We start from the raw sequence: 18,676 nt of genomic DNA on the forward strand, positions 1-18,676 counted from the left end.
GGGGGCGCACTGACGCGTGCGCGGCGCAAAGGAGGGCCATGATTTTAATCGGCCCACCCTGCTCGCGCCCACTGTGGGGACAAGCTGGTTGTGCGACTCTAAAAGCCCGCCAGGCCCCTATGGGACTCGATAGTTTGCTATGTTTTTGATAGCAAACTATACGGAGTCAAGCGGAGGTGGCCAACTCCACCACCGGCACGGGCTTCTCGATGCCCAGGAGCGCGCCGCTGGCCGGCGGTTCCACGGGCGGTGCCACGCTCTGGTCCTGCAGTTCCGTCACCACGATCTGCTTGTCGCGCATGCTCACGCTGCCGAAGATCGTGCAGAAGGCCACGTCCTTCGCGTCGCGTCCCGTGCCCACGCGCACGAGGCGGTCGACCGGAGCCATGCGCGTGGCGTCGAACAACACCCAGCGTCCGCCGAGCCAGGCCTCGAACACCGCATGGAAATCCTGCGGCGGTTCCTCGAAAGCCACGTAGCCCACGACCAGCCGCGCCGGGATGTTGAGCGCGCGGCAGAAGGTGATGCCCAGGTGCGCGAAGTCGCGGCACACGCCGGCGCGCTGCACGAAGACCTCGCGCGCCGTGGTGGTCGAGTCGGTGCTGCCCGACTCGTAGGTGATGCTGTCGTGGATCCAGTCCACGATCGCCTGCACGCGGCCGATGCCGGGCGGCAGGTCGCCAAAGAGCTGGTAGGCGCAGCGCGCCATCAGGTCCGACTCGCAGTAGCGCGTCGGCATCATGTAGTGCAGCACTTCGTCGGGCACTTCGTTGACCGGCACTTCGGGCAGGTCGTGCGGTACGTCGACCTGAGTGCGCTGCACGGTCGCGGTGTAGGCGATCTTCAGCGGGCCCGGCGCCACGTCGAAGCGCAGGAAGCGGTTGCCGCTGGCCTCGTCGCAGAACACCTGCACCTCGGCCGCCGGCTCGATCGTGAGGGTCTCGCGTATCACCGCCTGCGCGCCCGCACGGGCCGCCTCGATGTTCAGCAGCAGATGGGCCGGCGCGCCGACTTCATAGTCCAGCTGCGCCTCGATGTGCGAGATGTGCATGGGGCTCCCCTTCCCTCTTCGCCTGGCTCAGGCGCGCCTTCGGCGCGAACGGTGTTCGGGCAGCTGCCAGTGCGTCTGCGTCACCAGCAGCACCCGCAGCACGCAATGCGCGGGGCTCTGCAGCAGCTGGCCCAGCGAGCGCGTGCGCGGCCAGCGCACCGACCGGTGCCGGTGCATCAGTCGAGCGCCTTCTTCACCGCGCCCACGCCCAGTGCGGCGAGCACGATGAAGATCACTGCCAGGATGAGGAACAGGCCGAACAGCACCTTGGCAATGCCCGCGGCGCCCGCCGCGACGCCGCCGAAACCCAGCAGGCCGGCCACCAGGGAGATGACCGCGAAAATGATGGCGTACTTCAACATCGAGTGACTCCTTTGCCGCGGGTCGCAGCCCTCGGTGCCCGAAGAATAGAAAGCGGTGCTCGGCGCCCCGATAGTCACCGAGCCCAAGCACCCGTAGGACAAACCCGCGCAGCCCAAACCCGCTAGCATCCGGTGCGTTCCAAAGAACCATTTCAACGATCGATTGGAGTTTTTCGCATGAAGCTGTACTACTCGCCGGGCGCCTGCTCGCTCTCGCCGCACATCGCAATGCACGAAGCCGGCCTCGCCTTCGAACCGGTGCTCGCAAGCACCAAGAGCCACAAGCTGCAGGACGGCACGGACTACTACGGCATCAACCCGCTGGGTTACGTGCCGATGCTCGAACTCGACGACGGCACGCGCCTGCGCGAAGGCCCCGCGATCCTGCAGTACATCGCCGACCTCGTGCCGACCAAGAACCTCGCGCCCGCCGCCGGCACCATGCAGCGCTACCGCCTGCAGGAGTGGCTGACCTTCATCGGCACCGAGATCCACAAGGGCTTCAGCCCGCTGTTCAACCCGGCCATGCCCGAGGAAGCCAAGACTATCGCGCGCGACAAGCTCGCTTCGCGCTTCACCTGGCTCGACGGCGAACTCGCGAACAAGCAGTACCTGATGGGCGACCAGTTCAGCGTGGCCGACGGCTACCTGTTCACCGTGACCAACTGGGCCAAGCCCACCGGCGTGGACCTCGCGGGCTTCGCGAACATCCAGGCCTGGCGCACGCGCGTGAGCGAGCGTCCCGCCGTGCAGGAAGCGATGAAGGCCGAAGGCCTGCTGAAGTAATTCCGCACCGCCGGAGCGCAACGCCGCGCTTCGCCCCTCGACGGCCGGCGACTCGCCGGCCGTTCGCTTTTCTGCGAACGCCCGGGCAATGCCACCCGATTGCATTTGCACCGACACATCGCCTAGCACCAAGACGACAACCCCGTGGCAGCAGGGTTGAGGCCCCACCCCTACCCTTGCGCTTCTTTCGCTGTTCACACCGTCCCTTCAACCCACTCGACCCAGAGCCACGGCCATGTCCACCCTTTTCGACCCCGTCCAAGCCGGCGACCTGAAGCTCGCCAACCGCATCGTGATGGCGCCGCTCACGCGCAACCGCTCGCCCAATGCCATCCCGACCGCGCTCGCGCCCACCTACTACGCACAGCGCGCGAGTGCCGGCCTGCTGATCACCGAGGCCACCGCCATCAGCCAGCAGGGCCAGGGCTATGCCGACGTGCCCGGCCTCTACGGCACCGAGCAGCTCGATGGCTGGAAGAAGGTGACCGACGCCGTGCATGCCGAGGGCGGCAAGATCGTGGTGCAGCTGTGGCACGTGGGCCGCGTCTCGCACACCAGCCTGCAGCCCGACAACGGCCAGCCGGTGGCGCCCTCGGCCATCACCGCCAAGACCAAGACCGTGCTGATCCATGACGGGGTGCCGACCTTCACCGAGACCTCCGAGCCGCGCGCGCTCGACGCCGCGGAGATCCCCGGCATCGTCCACGGCTTCGCCACCGCCGCGCGCAACGCGGTCGAGACCGCGGGCTTCGATGGCGTCGAGATCCACGGCGCCAACGGCTACCTGCTCGACCAGTTCCTCAAGGACGGCAGCAACCAGCGCGGCGACGACTACGGCGGCAGCATCGAGAACCGCGCGCGCTTCCTGCTCGAGATCACGCGCGCCGTGGCCGACGCCGTGGGCGCACGCCGCACCGGCATCCGCCTGTCGCCGGTCACGCCCGCCAACGACGTGCACGACAGCAACCCGCAGCCACTGTTCACCTACGTGGTGAAGGAACTGGCGAAGCTCGATCTCGCCTACATCCACATCATCGAAGGCGCCACCGGCGGCCCGCGCGAGATCGCCGACCGGCCCTTCGACTACGAAGCGCTCAAGGCCGCCTACCGCGAGGCCGGCGGCAAGGCCGCCTGGATGGTCAACAACGGCTACGACCGCCCGCTCGCGGAAGAGGCCGTGAAGGAAGGCGACGACCTCGTGGCCTTCGGCAAGCCCTTCATCTCCAACCCCGACCTGGTGCGCCGTCTGCGCGAGCACGCGCCGCTCAACGAGCTCGACAAGGCCACCCTGTACGGCGGCGGCGCCAAGGGCTACACCGACTACCCCGCGCTGGCCTGAGCCCGCGGGCGACCGGCGCATGGTGCTTTCGGGTACCGTTGCGCCATGTCGCAGATCGAGAACCAGCTGGCCGCGCGCGGCCTCGTCCTTCCGCCCGCCGTCCAGCCGCCACCGGGCGTGGTGCTGCCCTTTCGCTTCGTGCGCATCGTCGGGCGGCGCGCCTTCGTCTCGGGTCATGGCCCTCTCAATCCCGACGGCAGCATCGCCGCGCCGCTGGGCAAGCTCGGGCGCGAGCTCGACGTGGAACAGGGCTACACGGCCGCGCGCCTCACCGCGCTCGCGATGCTCGGCAGCCTGCAGCGCGCGCTCGGCGACCTCGACCGCATCACGGCCTGGACGCGCGTGTTCGGCATGGTCGCCTCGGCCCCGGGCTTCGACCGCCAGCCCTCGGTCATCAACGGCTTCTCCGACCTCGTGCTCGAGCTCTTCGGGCCCGAGGTCGGCGCACATGCGCGCAGCGCGGTCGGCATGGCCGAGCTGCCGTTCAACATCCCGGTGGAGATCGAGGCCGAGGTGGAGATCGCCGAAATGAACGAGGCGCCGCGCTGGACCGTGCGCCGCGCCGAAGCGGCCGATGCCGCCGCGATCCGCGACTGCGCGATCGCCGCCTTCAGCGTCTACCTGCCGCGCCTGCCGGTCGTGCCGCTGCCGATGGGCAAGGACTACGCAAGCGCCATCGAGTTGCAACAGGTCTGGGTCGCCGCCGATGCCACCGATGCCACCGAGATCGCGGCCGCGCTCGTGCTCGACATCACCGACGAAGGCTTCCTGATCGACGTGATCGCGGTGCAGCCGAAGCACCAGGGCAGCGGCGCGGGCCGCATGCTGCTCGAACTCGCCGAGCGCGAAGCATTGCGCCAGGGCTTCGATTCGATCTACCTGTTCACCAACGAGAAGATGAGCGAGAACCGCGCGCTCTACGAACGCATCGGCTATGTGGAGTACCGGCGCCTGGTGCTCGAGAACCGCACGCGCGTCTTCCTGCGCAAGGCCCTGCGATGAACACCGCGCCGAAGCGCGCGCGCATTCGTTGCGGCTACGAGGCCCTGCGCGTGAAATCCACGCTGACCTTCAAGCCCGTCGGCTCGGCCGCCGCAAGCCGCAGCTCGGCGCCGAGCAGCTCCGCATAGCGCGCCACGATCGACAGGCCCAGTCCCGAGCCCTGTCCCAGCTTCTGCCCCGCCGGACCCTGCGCCCAGCGCTGCATCAACAGGCGCTGCGCATCGAGCGGAATGCCGGGTCCGTCGTCGATCACGCTGAGCACTTCGCCGCTGACCTCGACCGTGATGGTGCGACCGCCATAACGCAACGCGTTGTCGATCAGGTTGTCGAGGATGCCTTCCACCAGGGCCTCGTTGGCCTGCACCGTCACGCTGTCGTCGAGGCCGCGTGCGCCCAGGTCCACGCCGCGCGCATCGGCGCGCGCGAGGTGCCGCAGCACCGTCTGCTCGGCCAGCGCATCGAGCCGCACGGGCGCGGTCTCGAGGCTGGTGCTGGCCTCGTCGGCCAGCGCGAGCGCGAGCAGCTGATCGATCAGGTGGCTCGCGCGCTCCTGGCTCTTGGCCACCTGCTCGAGCTGCTCGCGCCACACCGAGGGCTTCTGCTGCGCGAGCCCGTAGTCGGCCAGCGCGCGGATGCCCGCGAGCGGCGTGCGCAGTTCGTGCGCCACGTTGCCGACGAATTCGCGCTGCCCGCGCACGCTGTGGCCCAGCCGCTCGAACAGCGCATTGACCGCCTCGCCCAGGTGCTGCAGCTCGCGCGAGGTCCGCACCACCGCCACCGGCGAGAGGTCGCGCACATCGCGCCGATCGAGCGCCTGCTGCAGGTCGCCGAGCGGGCGCAGATCGCTGCGGATCCCATGCCAGAGCCATACGGCGAGCAGCATCAGCAGCAGCACCTGCGGCGCCAGTGCATAGCCCAGCAGCTGCCGCACGAGCGCCGTGCGGCTCAACGTGGTCTGCGCGATCACCACGCGATAGGGCATCGCCACGCCGGGCTCGGCATCGTGCTCGAGCACCACCGCGCGCATCGGCTTGCCCTGGTAGGTGACGTCGGAGAAGCGGTAGCGCGCGCCATTCACGGGCAGTGGCGCCTGCAGGTCGTCGGCGCCCGAGATCAAGGTGCCGTCGAGCCGCTGCACCGAGAAGTTGACCTTGTCGATCTGGTCGAACAGCACCGTGGCCACCTCGCGCGGCGTGAGCAGCAGCTCGATGCCACGCTCGCCCGCCTGCACGTTGGCCGACAGTGCGTAAGCGTCGTCGAGCATGCCGCGGTCGAAGGCCTGCTCGGAGAAGTAGTTGGCGATGACCAGCGCGATCACCGCGCCCACCATCCAGCTCAGCGCGAGCGGCACCAGCACATTGCGCAGCACGCGCCGCGTGAGCGTGGGCACCGCGCGCGACGGTCCGGGCGTGGTCCGCGCGTGCGCTGTTTCGCTGTCGCTCACGGTCGCGGCGCGCTCAGACTTCAGCTTCGAGCAGGTAGCCGATGCCGCGCAGGGTGCGGATGCTCGCGCCCGAACCGACCAGCTTCTTGCGCAGCCGCGAGATGAAGGCCTCGAGCGCGTTGTCGCCCAGCGATTCGTCGAAGCTCGAGAGCTTGTCGGACAGCGCACGCTTGCTCACCGTGCGGCCCGGCGGGCTCATCAGTTCCCACAGCACTTCGAACTCGCGCGCCGGCAGGTCGAGCGGACCGCTCGCGGTGGAGAAGCGCCGTGCCTTGCGGTCGAGCTTCAGCTGGCCCAGCAGCACGATGTCTTCGGTGCCCTTCGCGCGCCGCACGAGCGCACGCAGACGCGCCTCGACCTCGGCAAGGTCGAAGGGCTTGCCGAGGTAGTCGTCGGCACCGGCATCGAGGCCCGCGATGCGTTCCTCGGTGCGGCCGCGCGCGGTGAGCACCAGCACCGGCGTGCGGTCGCCGCGTGCGCGCGCCTGTCGCAGCGCGGTGAGTCCGCTCGCGAGACCGCTGGTCGCGCTCGCGGTGGCGGGCAGGTTCAGATCGAGCAGCACCGCATCGAAGGGCTGCACGCGCCACAGGTGGTCGGCGTCCTCGACGTTGGTGGAAACATCGACGCGGTGACCGGCGTCCGCGAGGCTGCGAAGCATCACGTCGCGCAGCACGGCATCGTCTTCGACTAGCAGGATTCGCATGATTTTCGAGTGGGTTGAGGTGCCTATTCTTGCTCGCGGGAGGGTCAGCAGGCGGTCAGTACGACACGCGATAAACACGGCATGAGCATACGACAGCCCATCGCCGCACGGGCCCTTTTCATCGGGGCCGCATCGTCATGAGCGCACGCGAACCCTCCGGCCTGCTGAGCTTCGTGCACCCCGCGGTGCAACGCACCGCGGTCGTGCTGCTGCATGGTTTGTGCAGCACACCTGACGAACTGCTGACCGTGCAGTCCGCGCTGCGCGACGGCGGCTACGCGGTGCATCCGATGTCAATCCCCGGCTACTCCTTCGACGCCAATGCACCGATGCAGCAGGCCGCGCCCTTCCAGCACTGGCTCGACAGCATCGAGGCCCAGGTCGCGGCCCTGCGCGAGACGCACGAGCGCGTGCTGCTGGTGGGCATCTCGGCCGGCTCGTCGCTCGCGCTCGGCGCCGCCATCCGCTGCGGCGACGCGGTCGATGCGCTGGTGCTGATGTCGACCACGCTGCGCTTCGACGGCTGGGCCATCCCGCGCACGCAGGTGCTGCTGCCGCTGGCCTACTACACGCCGCTGGGCCGCTTCTGGCAGTACCGCGAACGCCCGCCCTACGGCGTGAAGAACGAACGCGTGCGCGCCTGGATCGAGCGCGAACTGCGGCACCGCAAGATCTCGCGCGCCGGCAGCTCGGTGATCGGCGTGAGTCACCTGCGCGAACACCATCGGCTGATCCGCCACGTGCGCGCCAACCTGCATCGCGTGCAGTGCGACCGCGTGCTCGCGCTGCATGCGCAGCAGGACGAAGTGGCCAGCGTGGCCAACCTCGAGATCCTCGCGCGCGGCCTGCGCTGCCGATCGTTCCGAAGCGTCGTGGTGAGCAACAGCTACCACATGATCACCATCGACAACGACCGCCAGCAGGTGGTGCGCGAGACCGTCGCGTTCGCCGACGAGGTCGCGCATGGCACGGGCGCCGATGCCCCGATTTCCTCTCTGAAGGCTTCCTGAAAAGGAATGCGTTCGCCACCGCGATGCCATCGATCCCACTCCACAATGAACCACGCAAGGTGACACGGCGACGCGTGCCTTCCCTGCATTCGCAGCGCCGACCGATGGCACTCCCGCACGACGATCGTGCATCACGCTTCGCCTGAAAGGATCAAGCCCCATGTCCACTTCGCCCACCTTCAACAGCATCGCGCGCATCCTCGAGAACGACTTCCACGTCGAAGCGAACCTGGTCGCGCCGCAGACCGCGCTCGCCGACCTGGGCCTCGACTCGCTCGCGCTGATGGAGTTCGTCTTCGCGGTCGAGGACGCCTTCCACCTGCGCATTCCCGAGGACCGGCTCGATCCGCGCGAAGCGGGCATCACGCTGCAGCGCCTGTGCGAAGTGATCGATGCGGAGAGCGCCGCGACGGTGGGTGCCGTGCATGCACCCGAGGCGGCGCACGCATGAGCAGCGGTGTCGAACATGCGGTGATCGCGGCCTCGGCACAGCGCATCGCGGCGCCGCCGGTGCGCGTCAGCGGCATCGGCTTCGTCACGCCCATCGGCCGCACGCTCGAGGCCTTCGACGACGCGCTGTTCCATGGCCGCTCGGCCGTGCGCTCGCACACGCTCGCGATCCCCGGCATGGACAGCGTCGAGATCCCGGTGGCCGCCTGCGACTTCGACTCGAACGGCGTGCGCAGCACCTCGCGCCTGCCGCTCGATCGCGGCACCGCGATGGCGCTCGCGGCCGCGCAGGATGCCGCGGCGCAAGCCGGGCTGACGCGCGACAGCGTCGATCCCGAACGGCTCGGCATCTTCTGGGGCAGCGGCCTCGCGGGCGCGGGCAGCTTCGACAACACCACCCAGGCGCTCTACGCCGAGCAACGCCGCATGCGGCCGACGACCGTGCTCATCGTGATGCCCAACGCGGCGGTGGCCGAACTCGCGCTGCACTTCGGCGCGCACGGCGCGGCCATCGCCTATGCCTGCGCCTGCGCCTCCTCGGCGGTGGCGATCGGCGAGGCGATGCGCGCCATCCGCGGCGGCTGGATCGATGTCGCCATCGTCGGCGGCCACGACGCCATGCTCACGCCCGGCGTGATGGCGAGCTGGCAGGCGATGCGCGTGATGGCCGCGCCGCCGGCCGGCGCGCCCGAGACCGCCTGCCGCCCCTTCTCGGGCGACCGCGCGGGCTTCGCGCTCGGCGAAGGCGCCGCTGCGCTGGTGCTCGAGTCGGAAGCGCATGCGCGTTCGCGCGGCGCGGCCGACCCAGGCGACACGGGCGACGGTGCGTCCTACGTGCTGGCCGGCTACGCCACCAACTGCGACGGCACGCACATCACCAACCCCGACAGCGCGGGCCAGGTGCGCGCGATGCGCGCGGCGCTGCGCGACGCGGGCATCGATGCCACCCAGATCGGCCACGTGAATGCCCACGGCACCGCGACCATCGCCGGCGATGCGGCCGAGGCCGCTTCGGTGCGCGAGGTGTTCGGCAGCGCGACGCCGGTGTGCGCCACCAAGGCGATCCACGGCCACGTGCTCGGCGGCGGCGGCGCGATCGAACTGGTCGCGACCTTGCGCGCGCTGGCGCACGAGGCCGTGCCACCGATCGCCAACCTGCGCGAGCCCGACGCAGCCTTCGACCTGGCCTTCGTGCGCGGCGAGGCACGCGCGATGCCCGGCATGCGCTGGGCGATGTCGAATTCCTTCGCCTTCGGCGGCACCAACGCCGTGCTCGTCGCGGGACGCATCGACGCACCATCTCGCTGAAACTTCGCTGAATTTTTTTTCGCGCGCAGGAAGGCTCAAGGCAGGCAGTGCATCGGCTGGTGGTTCTCGTCGTGCCGGTGTTCGTGCTGCTGATGGCCTGCGAGTTCGCCTGGGGCTGGCTCAAGCGGCGCAACACCTACCGCTTCGGCGACACGGTCGCGAGCCTGAGCCAGGGCCTCTTGAGCCAGGCGCTCGCGGTCTGCACGCAGCTGTTCCAGATCGGCCTCTACGCGCTGGTCTATCCGCATGTCGCGCTCTGCACCGACGCGGGCTTCTGGGACAGCGCCCTCGGCTGGATCGCCGCAGTGCTGCTGTTCGACTTCTGCGACTACTGGCTGCATCGCGCGGGGCACGAGTCGGCGCTGTTCTGGGCCGCGCATGCGGTGCACCACCAGAGCCGGCGCTTCAACTTCTCGACCGCGCTGCGGCAGGAGAGCATGGTCGCCTTCCTCGGCTGGGCCTTCTACCTGCCGATGGCCGTGGTGGGCGTGCCGCCCGAGCAGTTCGGCCTCGCGGGGCTGATCGTGCTGGTCTACCAGTTCTGGATCCACACCGAACACATCGGCAAGCTCGGCTGGTTCGACCGCGTGTTCTCCTCGCCCTCGAACCACCGCGTGCACCATGCCGTCAACGACGACTACCTCGACCGCAACTACGGCGGCATGCTGGTGGTGTGGGACCGCCTGTTCGGCACCTTCGCCGAGGAGCGCGAGCGCTGCGTCTACGGCACGCGCAAGCCGCTCGCGGGCTTCGATCCGCTGCGCGCGGTGCTCGGTCCCTATGCGCCGCTCGTGCGCGATGCCTGGTACACGCGGCGCTGGCGCGACAAGCTCGGCGTGTTCTGGAAGTCGCCGGGCTGGCGGCCGGCCGACGTGGCGGCGCGTTTTCCCGAACCCGACTTCTCGCTCGAGGCGGCGGCCGCCCTCGACGACCCGCCGGTCGGCCGTGCGCGCGCGATCGCGGCCACGCTGCATTTCGCGGGCTGGGTCGGCATGACGCTGGCCTTTCTCTGGCGCGCGGACGACATGGCTTTTCGCACCGGCCTCGAACTGCTGACGCTGACGGTCGCGGGCTTCTGGGCCGTGGGCGCGGTGCTCGATGCGCGGCTGCGATTGCGCTGGGCCTGGCCCGCGCAGGCGTTGCTGCTGGCATTGGCCGGCGCGATCCTGTTCGCGGCGGGTTGAGCTGCGGCGCGGGATTGCTATCCTGCGGGCCCCAGACCCACACCGACCATGGAGCCACCGTGCGCCGACTTGCCACTTCCCGCGACCTCGCTGCCGTCCATGCCCTCTACATGCACGAGAAGGTCGTGCGCTTCCTCGGCTACGACCCGATGCCGCTCGCGGACTTCCAGCCGATCCACGAGGAACTGGTGCGCAGCGGCTGCTTCCACATCTGGGAGGTCGACGGCCGCATGGCCGGCTTCTACCGCGCCACGCGCTACCCGGGCCGAGTGGCGCACGTCGCCTGCCTCGGCACGCTCGCGGTGGACCCGGCCTTCCATGGCCGCGGCGTGGCGCTGGCCATGGTGAGCGATGCCATCGAGCAACTGCGCGCGGCCGGCGTCAAGCGCATCGAGCTCTATGCCGAGGGCGACAACGCACCCGCGTTGCGCTTCTACGAGAAGCTGGGCTTCGAGCGCGAGGGCACGCTGCGCAAGTTCTACAAGCGCGCCGGCGAAGCCGACTACATCGACGATCACCTGATGGCGCTGCTGCTCGACTGACAGGGTTTCAGGAACCCTTCCAGCGCCGCAGCAGCAAGGCGTTGGCCATCACGCTCACGCTCGACAGCGCCATCGCCGCCCCGGCCACCACCGGGCTCAGCAGCCCGAAGGCCGCCAACGGAATCCCCGCCACGTTGTAGGCGAAGGCCCAGAACAGGTTCTGCCGGATCTTGGCCACGGTGCGGCCCGAGAGGTCGAGCGCCTGCGCCACCAGCGCGAGATCGCCGCGCATCAGCGTGATGCCCGCGGCCTCCATCGCCACGTCGGTGCCGCCATCCGCCGGCGCCATCGCGATGCCCACGTCGGCGGCCGCGAGCGCGGGCGCGTCGTTGGCGCCATCGCCCACCATCGCGACCACGTGGCCGTCGCGGCGCAGCGCGCTCACCTGCTGCGCCTTGTCGGCCGGCAGCACTTCGGCGCGCACGTCCTCGGGCGCGATGCCCAGCCGCGCCGCCATGGCGCGCGCGGCGCGCAGGTTGTCGCCCGAGATCATCACCACGCGCAGGCCGCGCGCACGCAGCGCGGCGACGGTCTCGGCCGCCTGCGGCTTGGGCTCGTCGGCAAAGGCCAGCAGCGCCAGCGCCTCGGCCGCGCCACTGGCATCGAAGCGCAGCAGCGCCGACACCGTGGCGCCCTGCGCCTGCAGCCGGTCGACCTCGGCGGCATCGACATCGGCATCGAGCTCGCGGCACCAGCGCAGGCTCGCGAGGGCCCAGGCACCGGCGAATTCGCCCTCGACCTCGCCGCGCACGCCGCGGCCGGGCATGGCCTGCATCGAACGCAGCGCCGGCACCGCCAGCTTTTTATCGGCGGCGGCCACGAGCACGGCGCGCGCCAGCGGATGTTCGCTGCCGCTCTGCAGGCTCGCGGCCACGGCCAGCAGCGCATCGGCATCGACGGCCCGCGCGATGGGCACGAGCGCGGTCAGCACCGGCCGGCCCAGCGTCAGCGTGCCGGTCTTGTCGAAGGCCACCGTGTCGACGCGGTGCGCGAGTTCGAGCGAACGCGCGTCCTTGATGAGGATGCCGCGCCGCGCCGCCACGCCCGTGCCCGCCATCACCGCCACCGGCGTGGCCAGGCCCAGCGCGCAGGGGCAGGCGATCACCAGCACCGCCACCGCGTGGATCAGCGCGGTCTCGATGTCGGCGCCGCCGAGCAGCATCCAGCCGCCGAAGGTGAGCAGCGCGATCACCAGCACCACCGGCACGAAGATGGCCGCCACCTTGTCGACCAGCCGCTGGATCGGCGCCTTCGCGGCCTGCGCGTCCTCGACCAGCCGGATGATGCGCGCGAGCACGCTCTCGGCACCGACCGCGCGCACCTCGACCACCAGCCGGCCGTCGCCATTGACGGCACCGCCGGTCAACGGGTCGCCCGGGCCCTTGGGCACGGGCAGCGGCTCGCCGGTCAGCATCGATTCGTTGACCTCCGACTCGCCTTCGATCACGCGCGCATCGGCCGGCACGCGTTCGCCGGGACGCACCGCGAGGCGGTCGCCCACCAGCACCTCGGCCAGCGGCACGTCGCTCTCGCCGCGCGGGCCGACCAGGTGCGCCACCTCGGGCCGCAGCTGCTGCAGCGCGCGGATCGCCGAGGTCGCCTGGCGCTTGGCGCGCGCCTCGAGCCACTTGCCCAGTAGCACCAGCGTGATGACCACCGACGAGGCCTCGAAGTACAGGTGCGGCGCCATCGCGTGGCCCGCATGCTCGCCGGTGGCCGAACGCCACCAGAGCCACAGCGAGAGTCCGTAGGCGGCGCTGGTGCCGAGCGCGACCAGCAGGTCCATGTTGCCGGTCAGCGCGCGCGCCGCATGCCAGCCGGCGCGGTAGAAGCGCGCGCCGAGCCAGAACTGCACCGGTGTCGCGAGCAACAGCTGCAGCCAGGGGTCGAGCATCCAGTCGCGGCCGAAGAACTCGCCGACCATCGGCAGCATCAGCGGCGCCGACAGCGCGAGGCCGACCGCCACCGGGCCGAAGCCGTGCCAGGGCGACAGCGCCGCGGCTTCCTCCTGCGCATCGGCCGCCGCGCGCGGCTCGTAGCCGGCGGAACGCACCGCGCGGCGCAGCCGGGCATCGATGTCCTCGCCACCCTGCGCCTGCGCCACCACGCGCGCCGATTCGGTCGCGAGGTTCACGGCGACGTCCTGCACGCCGGGCACGCCCTTGAGCGCGCGCTCCACGCGCATCACGCAGGACGCGCAGGTCATGCCGCCGACCGAGAGGTCGAGCGTGAGATTCGGCAACGGCCGTTCTTGTACGTTTTCCATGGTTCGAAGGCTAAAGCTTCACACCATGGCAAGGTCAAGCGCGGCAAAAAGAGTCCCTGGACTGGACATTGACATCGTGGCAAGGTTCAGACTGCGGTTTCCGAACGGGCGAACGCCCCCTTTCCATCCACGAAGGAGCAGAAACGATGAGCCAGAAATTCCAGGTCGCGGGCATGAGCTGCGGACATTGCGTGAACGCCGTGCAGAACGCGGTGCAGACGGTCGACCCCGAGGCCCAGGTCACGGTCGATCTCGAGACCGGTCATGTCGACGTGCTGAGCCAGCAGCCGCGCCAGGATCTGGTGGCGGCGATCGAGAACGCCGGCTACCGGGTGCAGTGACAGTGCCGGTCACGCACGGCCCCGTGGCGATCGGCGAGGCCGCCCGGCTGTCGGGCGTTTCCGCGCGCATGGTGCGCCACTACGAGGGCCTGGGCCTGCTGAGCGCGGTGGCGCGCACCGACAGCGGCTACCGCCAGTACGGCGAGGCCGACATCCACACGCTGCGCTTCATCAAGCGCTCGCGCGACCTGGGTTTCTCGATGGAGGAGATCGCCGAGCTCGTGGGCCTGTGGCACAACCGCCGGCGCACGAGTTCGAGCGTGAAGCGCATCGCGCAGAAGCACCTCGAGGAACTGGAACAGCGCATCGCCGACATGCAATCGATGCGCAGCACCCTGGCCCACCTGGTGCACTGCTGCCACGGGGATGCGCGGCCCGACTGTCCGATCCTCGACGATCTGTCGAAGACCGCCTGACGACTCAGGCGCCGCGCACGAGCGACAGCACCTTGCCCGCATCGAGCGTGCGGGCCTTCTCCTGGATCGCCGGCAGGTAGCGCGACTGCAGGCCCTGGCCTTCCTGCACCACGCCCGAGAAGGCGTCCTTGAGCATCTGCGTCGACAGCGTGCGCCCGCCCGCGTAGTAGCGCTTGGCGACATGGCCCAGCGCATAGGTCGTGGCGAAGCTCATGCCCGAACTCACGGCCTGCTTGCCGACGCCGCGCAGCAGGCCCCCGCCCACCTTGCCGAGCAGTCCGCCCAGCAGCTTGCGCCCGGCCTGCTCGAGGTACTGCGAGGTCAGGCCCACGCCCACGGTGGCGATGAAATCCTTGACGTGGCCGCTGTCGAGCTCGTAGCCGTGCGCCTTGCCGATGCGGTAGACCAGCTTCATCTGCAGCGGAATGATCGCCATGGTCGACAGCGTCTCGGGCAGCAGCTCAAGCGCGCCGTTGAGGATGGCGGCGTTGAGGATCGACTTGTCGAGTTCGGCGCTGTCGGGCGTGAGCGGCGACGCGCCCGCCGCGACGGCCGGCACCGGCGCCGCGGCCACCACGGCGCCCGCAGAAGCACCGGCCACCGCCCCGGCCGCCGCGATCTCCTCGGCCTGGTTCGAGAACTGCGCCGCCGAGGCATCGAGCCCGAGCGAGGTGCGCACGTCGGTCAGGAACATGCGCTCGGCCTGCGACTGTGCGCCGTCGGCATCGCACACGCACACCGCCATCTCGTAGCCGAGCTGCTTCGCCTCGGTGCTCTGCAGCTGCGCCGCCACCGACGGCAGGGAGACGCGCTTCATCAGCACGTCCTGGTAGAGCGTCGGCAGGTTCAGGCCGTCGGTCTGCGACAGCCCTTCGGCAATGCGCTTGATCTCCGCGCGCTCGCGTTCGTGCTTTTCGCCGTCGACGAAGGCAGCCAGCAGGCTGAGGGTCACGATGGCCTGGGTTTCGGAAGGTGTCACGGCTGGAATTTCCACAAGGTGAAGGACGAAGTTCGGTCGGAAGACCGGGGGAAGGTTCCGCCGCGCGTTCTCCCCACAAAGCGGGTGCAACTCTGTGGATAACCACAGAACTACTTTGTAGGGGCGCGGCAAGTTATTGATTTTTATGGGGAATCTACAGACCGCTTAAAAAATAGGCAATGAATTTCCTCACCCGAAAAACGCCTTTCGCAGATTTCCGGAAGGCTGTCAAAGGACAACTCTGGGGAGAGTTCTGGCACAAGCAGGTGGTTATCCACAGGGCCGGACGGATGCGCCAGGTTGTCCCTTTGGCCGCGACAGCACGGAAGCACGGCTGCGCACAGTGACCGCTGTATGACAAGTGCTTGTCACATAACGAAAAAAACGGCCTGTCCACAGAAGGGGTGGACCCTTATCTACTACTACTAATTTGAATAAGAAGAATAAGAAATAGAGAGAGACCGAAGGTCGCGCCCGAAAAAAGTCCGAAGGCCGCGCGCCGTTGCAACGCCGTCGACGTCGCTGGCGTCCGCCCCGCGGCGCTCGCTACCATCGCCGGATGAGCTTCAAACCGCGGATCCTGATCGCCGAGGACGAATCGGGCATCGCCGACACCCTCCAGTACGTGCTCAAGAGCGACGGTTTCACGCCGGTCTGGTGTGCCACGGCGGAAGACGCGCTGGCGCAGTTCGCGCAGGAGGCGCCGGCGCTGGCGATACTGGATGTGGGATTGCCCGACATGAACGGCTTCGAGCTGTTCAAGCGGCTGCGCACGCTGAACCAGGCCATGGGCGGACCGGAGGTGCCGATGTTGTTCCTCACGGCGCGCAGCGACGAGATCGACCGCGTGGTGGGGCTGGAGCTCGGTGCCGACGACTACGTGGCCAAGCCCTTCTCGCCGCGCGAACTGGTGGCGCGCGTGCGCACCATCCTTCGGCGCAGCGCACGCGGCGCGCCCGGGCCCTCAGGAGCGCCTGGCGGCGCCGGCGCGTCCGGACAGGGGGTCCCCCATGGCGCAGCGCCCCAGTCGGCGCCTGCGGCGCCTCAGACCCCTCCAGCGCCCAGCCAGCCCTTCGTGCTCGATCAGGAGCGCATGCAGATCCGCTACTACGGCCGGCTGCTCGAACTCTCGCGCTACGAATACGGTCTGCTGCGCCTGCTGGTGCAGCGCCCGGGACGCGTGTTCACGCGCGACGAGCTGCTCGAGCGGGTCTGGGACGATGCGAGCGAGAGCTTCGACCGCACCGTCGATGCCCACATCAAGACCCTGCGCGCCAAGCTCAAGGCGATCGCGCCCGAGGTCGAGCCGATCCGCACCTTGCGCGGCACCGGCTACGCCCTCAACGAAGAACTGCCCACCAAGATCTCGTGACCCGGCGCACGCGCATCTTCATCGGCATCCTGCTGATCTACACGATCGGCATCGCCTTCCTGCTGTACCGCGTCGTCTCCGACATCGATCCGCGCTACCGCGAGTCGGCCGAGGAGTCGCTGGTCGAGACCTCGCAGCTGGTGGCCAGCCTGGTCGAGCAGGACGTGATCGCGGGTGCCATCAACACCGCTCGGCTCGAGCCGCTGTTCCGCACGCTCTACGCGCGCGAGTTCTCGGCCCAGATCTACAACCTGCACAAGAACCGGGTCGAGCTGCGCGTCTACGTGACCGACCGCGGCGGCCGCGTGATGTTCGATTCGCTCGGCCGGCACCTGGGTGCCGACTATTCGAAATGGAGCGACGTCAGCCGCACGCTGGCCGGTCTCTACGGCGCGCGCACCTCGCGCGACGTCGACGTCGATCCGCGCACCTCGGTGATGTACGTGGGCGCGCCGATCCGCTGGAACAACGAGATCGTCGGCATGGTCAGCGTGGGCAAGCCGGTGCAGAGCTTCGGCCAGTTCGTGGAGGACGCGCGGGCGCGCACCATCTGGGTCGGCGTGGGTTCGGCGCTGGCGCTGCTGCTGCTCGCGGTGATCGTCTCGGTCTGGCTGGTGCGGCCCTTCGGGCTGATCCGCGACTACTGGGGCTGGGTGCGCGCGCAGCGCAGCCTGAGCCTGCGGCGCATGGCGCGGCGCGCGGTCGATGCGGTGCGCAGCGGCTTCAGCGAGATGCGCGACACGCTGACCGGCCGCAACTATGTCGCCGACTACGTGCAGACCTTCACCCACGAGGTGAAGAGCCCGCTGTCGGCGATCCGCGGCGCGGCCGAGCTGCTGCAGGAACCGTCGATGCCGCACGAGGAGCGCGAGCGCTTCCTCGCCAACATCGCGCGCGAGACCCAGCGCATCCAGGAGATCGTCGACCGCATGATGGAGCTGACCGCGCTCGAGACCCGGCGCGCGCTCGAGCGCACGGAGCCGGTGGCGCTGGCTTCGCTGATCGAGGACATCGCGATCAGCGCCCGCAGCGCCGCGGCGCAGCGCAACATCCGCGTGCAGGTGGACATCCGGGCCGAGGCCTCGGTCGAGGGCGATCCCTTCCTGCTGCGGCGCGCCATCAGCAACCTGCTCGACAACGCGATCGATTTCTCACCGACCGGCAGCGAGGTCGGCATGACGCTGGAGACCACCTCGCGGCTGGCGCGCGTGAGCGTGCGCGACCGCGGGCCGGGCATTCCCGACTACGCGCAGGAGAAGGTCTTCCAGAAGTTCTATTCGCTCGCGCGGCCGCACAACCAGAAGAAGAGCACGGGGCTGGGCCTGGCCTTCGTCAAGGAGATCGCCGCGCTGCACCACGGCCGCATCGAGCTCGGCAACGCGACGCGCGGCGGCGCGGTGGCCACGCTCACGCTGCCGCTGCTGTCGTCCTGAGCTACTGGCGCCCGATCAGCGCGAGGTAGTCGCGCCGCGTGCCTTCGCTGACCGAGGCGATCAGCTGTTCGTACGGGGTCTTGTGGCGCGCCAGCATGCGCGCCGAGGCCACCATCTTCGACTTGCAGAACCAGTGGCAGGTGTGCTGCATCAGGAACAGCTCGGCCGACAGCATGTAGGCCTTGTCCTTGGGACTGCGGCCGGCGCGGTTGTGCATCACCTCGTTGATGCCGCGCGCATGGATCGCGAAGGCCGTGCGCAGGTCGAAGGTCTCGCGTGGAAACAGCAGGTGCGCATAGGGCAGCGTCGCCAGCGGCGAGGTGCTCACGCGCGTCTGCGCGGCATCGACGCGCGCGAACTCGGCCGCGAAATTGGCGAACTGGGCCGCGAGCCGCGCCTCGGTCGCGTCGAGCACGCCCCAGACCTGCTGGCGCCGCTCGGGATCGTCCTCGCCGAGGCAGCGCAGGTAGCCCTCGGTGAGGTTTTCCATCAGCTTCTCGATCTGATAGTTGCCCAGGTGGCTTGCCAGCAGCGCGATGCGCCGGCGCTGGTCGTGGGACTTGAGGAGGTAGGCGCCGATGGCGATCAGCGCCACCAGGGTGAGGATTTCCATGGACTTGGGAACGGGCTGACGGGAAGAAAGGGAGTGCGCCGAGTGTAGAGACCCCGGCGCGGCCCCCGTCGCCCG

20 protein-coding genes and 1 pseudogene are annotated in these 18,676 nt (G+C 69.3%); 13 read left to right on the forward strand and 8 right to left on the reverse strand.

Annotated elements, in window-relative coordinates:
- Positions 1-166: 166 nt before the first annotated feature.
- Genes ACHMXE_RS43325 through ACHMXE_RS43335 form a run of 3 tightly spaced genes read right to left on the reverse strand, consistent with a single transcriptional unit; the run spans position 167 to position 1,413 of the window.
- A complete protein-coding gene (locus ACHMXE_RS43325) occupies positions 167-1,051 on the reverse strand; it encodes a transglutaminase family protein (RefSeq protein WP_209540259.1) in 885 nt (294 codons plus the stop codon).
- A gap of 27 nt (positions 1,052-1,078) precedes the next feature.
- A complete protein-coding gene (locus ACHMXE_RS43330) occupies positions 1,079-1,228 on the reverse strand; it encodes a hypothetical protein (protein WP_203203521.1) in 150 nt (49 codons plus the stop codon).
- A complete protein-coding gene (locus tag ACHMXE_RS43335; protein WP_203203520.1) occupies positions 1,228-1,413 on the reverse strand; it encodes a DUF1328 domain-containing protein in 186 nt (61 codons plus the stop codon). Before ACHMXE_RS43335 ends, ACHMXE_RS43330 begins: the two co-directional genes overlap by 1 nt.
- A 177-nt stretch (positions 1,414-1,590) precedes the next feature.
- Here ACHMXE_RS43335 and gstA point away from each other — a divergent pair, with 177 nt between their 5' ends.
- From gstA to ACHMXE_RS43355, 4 genes and pseudogenes are all read left to right on the forward strand, one after another.
- The gene (gene gstA / locus ACHMXE_RS43340) at positions 1,591-2,199 is read left to right on the forward strand and encodes a glutathione transferase GstA (RefSeq protein WP_395349535.1); all 609 of its coding nucleotides are present in this window, start codon (positions 1,591-1,593) and stop codon (positions 2,197-2,199) included.
- A 235-nt stretch (positions 2,200-2,434) separates the two neighbouring features.
- On the forward strand, positions 2,435-3,538 hold the full coding sequence (locus tag ACHMXE_RS43345; protein WP_395349536.1) for an alkene reductase: 1,104 nt from the start codon (positions 2,435-2,437) through the stop codon (positions 3,536-3,538).
- A gap of 45 nt (positions 3,539-3,583) precedes the next feature.
- Positions 3,584-4,060 (forward strand): annotated as a pseudogene (locus tag ACHMXE_RS43350) (RidA family protein); the annotation flags it as partial.
- Positions 4,061-4,189: 129 nt separating this feature from the next.
- Entirely contained in the window at positions 4,190-4,540 is a 351-nt protein-coding gene (locus ACHMXE_RS43355; RefSeq protein ID WP_395353045.1) for a GNAT family N-acetyltransferase, read from the forward strand.
- A gap of 34 nt (positions 4,541-4,574) precedes the next feature.
- Here ACHMXE_RS43355 and ACHMXE_RS43360 read toward each other — a convergent pair whose 3' ends face one another.
- Both ACHMXE_RS43360 and ACHMXE_RS43365 read right to left on the reverse strand, forming a co-directional pair.
- Positions 4,575-5,984, reverse strand: coding sequence for a sensor histidine kinase (locus tag ACHMXE_RS43360; RefSeq protein WP_395349537.1), 1,410 nt, complete (start codon positions 5,982-5,984; stop codon positions 4,575-4,577).
- Between the two features lie 13 nt (positions 5,985-5,997).
- Positions 5,998-6,687, reverse strand: coding sequence for a response regulator transcription factor (locus tag ACHMXE_RS43365; RefSeq protein WP_093343640.1), 690 nt, complete (start codon positions 6,685-6,687; stop codon positions 5,998-6,000).
- Between the two features lie 137 nt (positions 6,688-6,824).
- On the opposite strand from ACHMXE_RS43365, the gene ACHMXE_RS43370 reads away from it, so the two are divergent.
- From ACHMXE_RS43370 to ACHMXE_RS43390, 5 genes are all read left to right on the forward strand, one after another.
- Entirely contained in the window at positions 6,825-7,697 is an 873-nt protein-coding gene (locus ACHMXE_RS43370) for an alpha/beta hydrolase (RefSeq protein WP_395349538.1), read from the forward strand.
- Positions 7,698-7,857: 160 nt separating this feature from the next.
- Positions 7,858-8,148 (forward strand): phosphopantetheine-binding protein, encoded by a 291-nt coding sequence (locus ACHMXE_RS43375; RefSeq protein ID WP_209540253.1) that lies wholly within the window; start codon positions 7,858-7,860, stop codon positions 8,146-8,148.
- Positions 8,145-9,455: a beta-ketoacyl-[acyl-carrier-protein] synthase family protein gene (locus tag ACHMXE_RS43380; protein WP_395349539.1), complete on the forward strand. Its 1,311-nt coding sequence runs from the start codon at positions 8,145-8,147 to the stop codon at positions 9,453-9,455. The genes ACHMXE_RS43375 and ACHMXE_RS43380 overlap by 4 nt, the downstream gene beginning before the upstream one ends.
- A gap of 47 nt (positions 9,456-9,502) precedes the next feature.
- Positions 9,503-10,639 (forward strand): sterol desaturase family protein, encoded by a 1,137-nt coding sequence (locus ACHMXE_RS43385; protein ID WP_395349540.1) that lies wholly within the window; start codon positions 9,503-9,505, stop codon positions 10,637-10,639.
- A 59-nt stretch (positions 10,640-10,698) separates the two neighbouring features.
- Positions 10,699-11,181, forward strand: a complete 483-nt coding sequence (locus ACHMXE_RS43390; protein ID WP_395349541.1) for a GNAT family N-acetyltransferase — start codon at positions 10,699-10,701, stop codon at positions 11,179-11,181.
- A gap of 7 nt (positions 11,182-11,188) precedes the next feature.
- On the opposite strand, the gene ACHMXE_RS43395 is transcribed toward ACHMXE_RS43390, so the two are convergent.
- Positions 11,189-13,447, reverse strand: coding sequence for a heavy metal translocating P-type ATPase (locus ACHMXE_RS43395; protein ID WP_395349542.1), 2,259 nt, complete (start codon positions 13,445-13,447; stop codon positions 11,189-11,191).
- 146 nt (positions 13,448-13,593) lie between these two features.
- On the opposite strand from ACHMXE_RS43395, the gene ACHMXE_RS43400 reads away from it, so the two are divergent.
- Both ACHMXE_RS43400 and cueR read left to right on the forward strand, forming a co-directional pair.
- The gene (locus ACHMXE_RS43400; protein WP_057591827.1) at positions 13,594-13,788 is read left to right on the forward strand and encodes a heavy-metal-associated domain-containing protein; all 195 of its coding nucleotides are present in this window, start codon (positions 13,594-13,596) and stop codon (positions 13,786-13,788) included.
- 68 nt (positions 13,789-13,856) lie between these two features.
- Positions 13,857-14,204: a Cu(I)-responsive transcriptional regulator gene (gene cueR, locus ACHMXE_RS43405; RefSeq protein ID WP_281081424.1), complete on the forward strand. Its 348-nt coding sequence runs from the start codon at positions 13,857-13,859 to the stop codon at positions 14,202-14,204.
- 4 nt (positions 14,205-14,208) lie between these two features.
- Here the strand turns inward: cueR and ACHMXE_RS43410 are convergent, their stop codons facing one another.
- Positions 14,209-15,183, reverse strand: a complete 975-nt coding sequence (locus ACHMXE_RS43410; RefSeq protein ID WP_203203507.1) for a YcjF family protein — start codon at positions 15,181-15,183, stop codon at positions 14,209-14,211.
- 559 nt (positions 15,184-15,742) lie between these two features.
- Here ACHMXE_RS43410 and ACHMXE_RS43415 point away from each other — a divergent pair.
- Together ACHMXE_RS43415 and creC are read left to right on the forward strand one after the other, a co-directional pair.
- Positions 15,743-16,555, forward strand: coding sequence for a response regulator (locus tag ACHMXE_RS43415; protein ID WP_395349543.1), 813 nt, complete (start codon positions 15,743-15,745; stop codon positions 16,553-16,555).
- Positions 16,552-17,988 (forward strand): two-component system sensor histidine kinase CreC, encoded by a 1,437-nt coding sequence (creC, locus tag ACHMXE_RS43420; RefSeq protein ID WP_395349544.1) that lies wholly within the window; start codon positions 16,552-16,554, stop codon positions 17,986-17,988. The genes ACHMXE_RS43415 and creC overlap by 4 nt, the downstream gene beginning before the upstream one ends.
- A gap of 1 nt (position 17,989) precedes the next feature.
- On the opposite strand, the gene ACHMXE_RS43425 is transcribed toward creC, so the two are convergent.
- Entirely contained in the window at positions 17,990-18,601 is a 612-nt protein-coding gene (locus ACHMXE_RS43425; RefSeq protein WP_209540241.1) for a hypothetical protein, read from the reverse strand.
- Positions 18,602-18,676: the final 75 nt, after the last annotated feature.

It is taken from the genome of Variovorax sp. UC122_21 (assembly GCF_044056785.1).
Lineage (GTDB): Bacteria > Pseudomonadota > Gammaproteobacteria > Burkholderiales > Burkholderiaceae_C > Variovorax.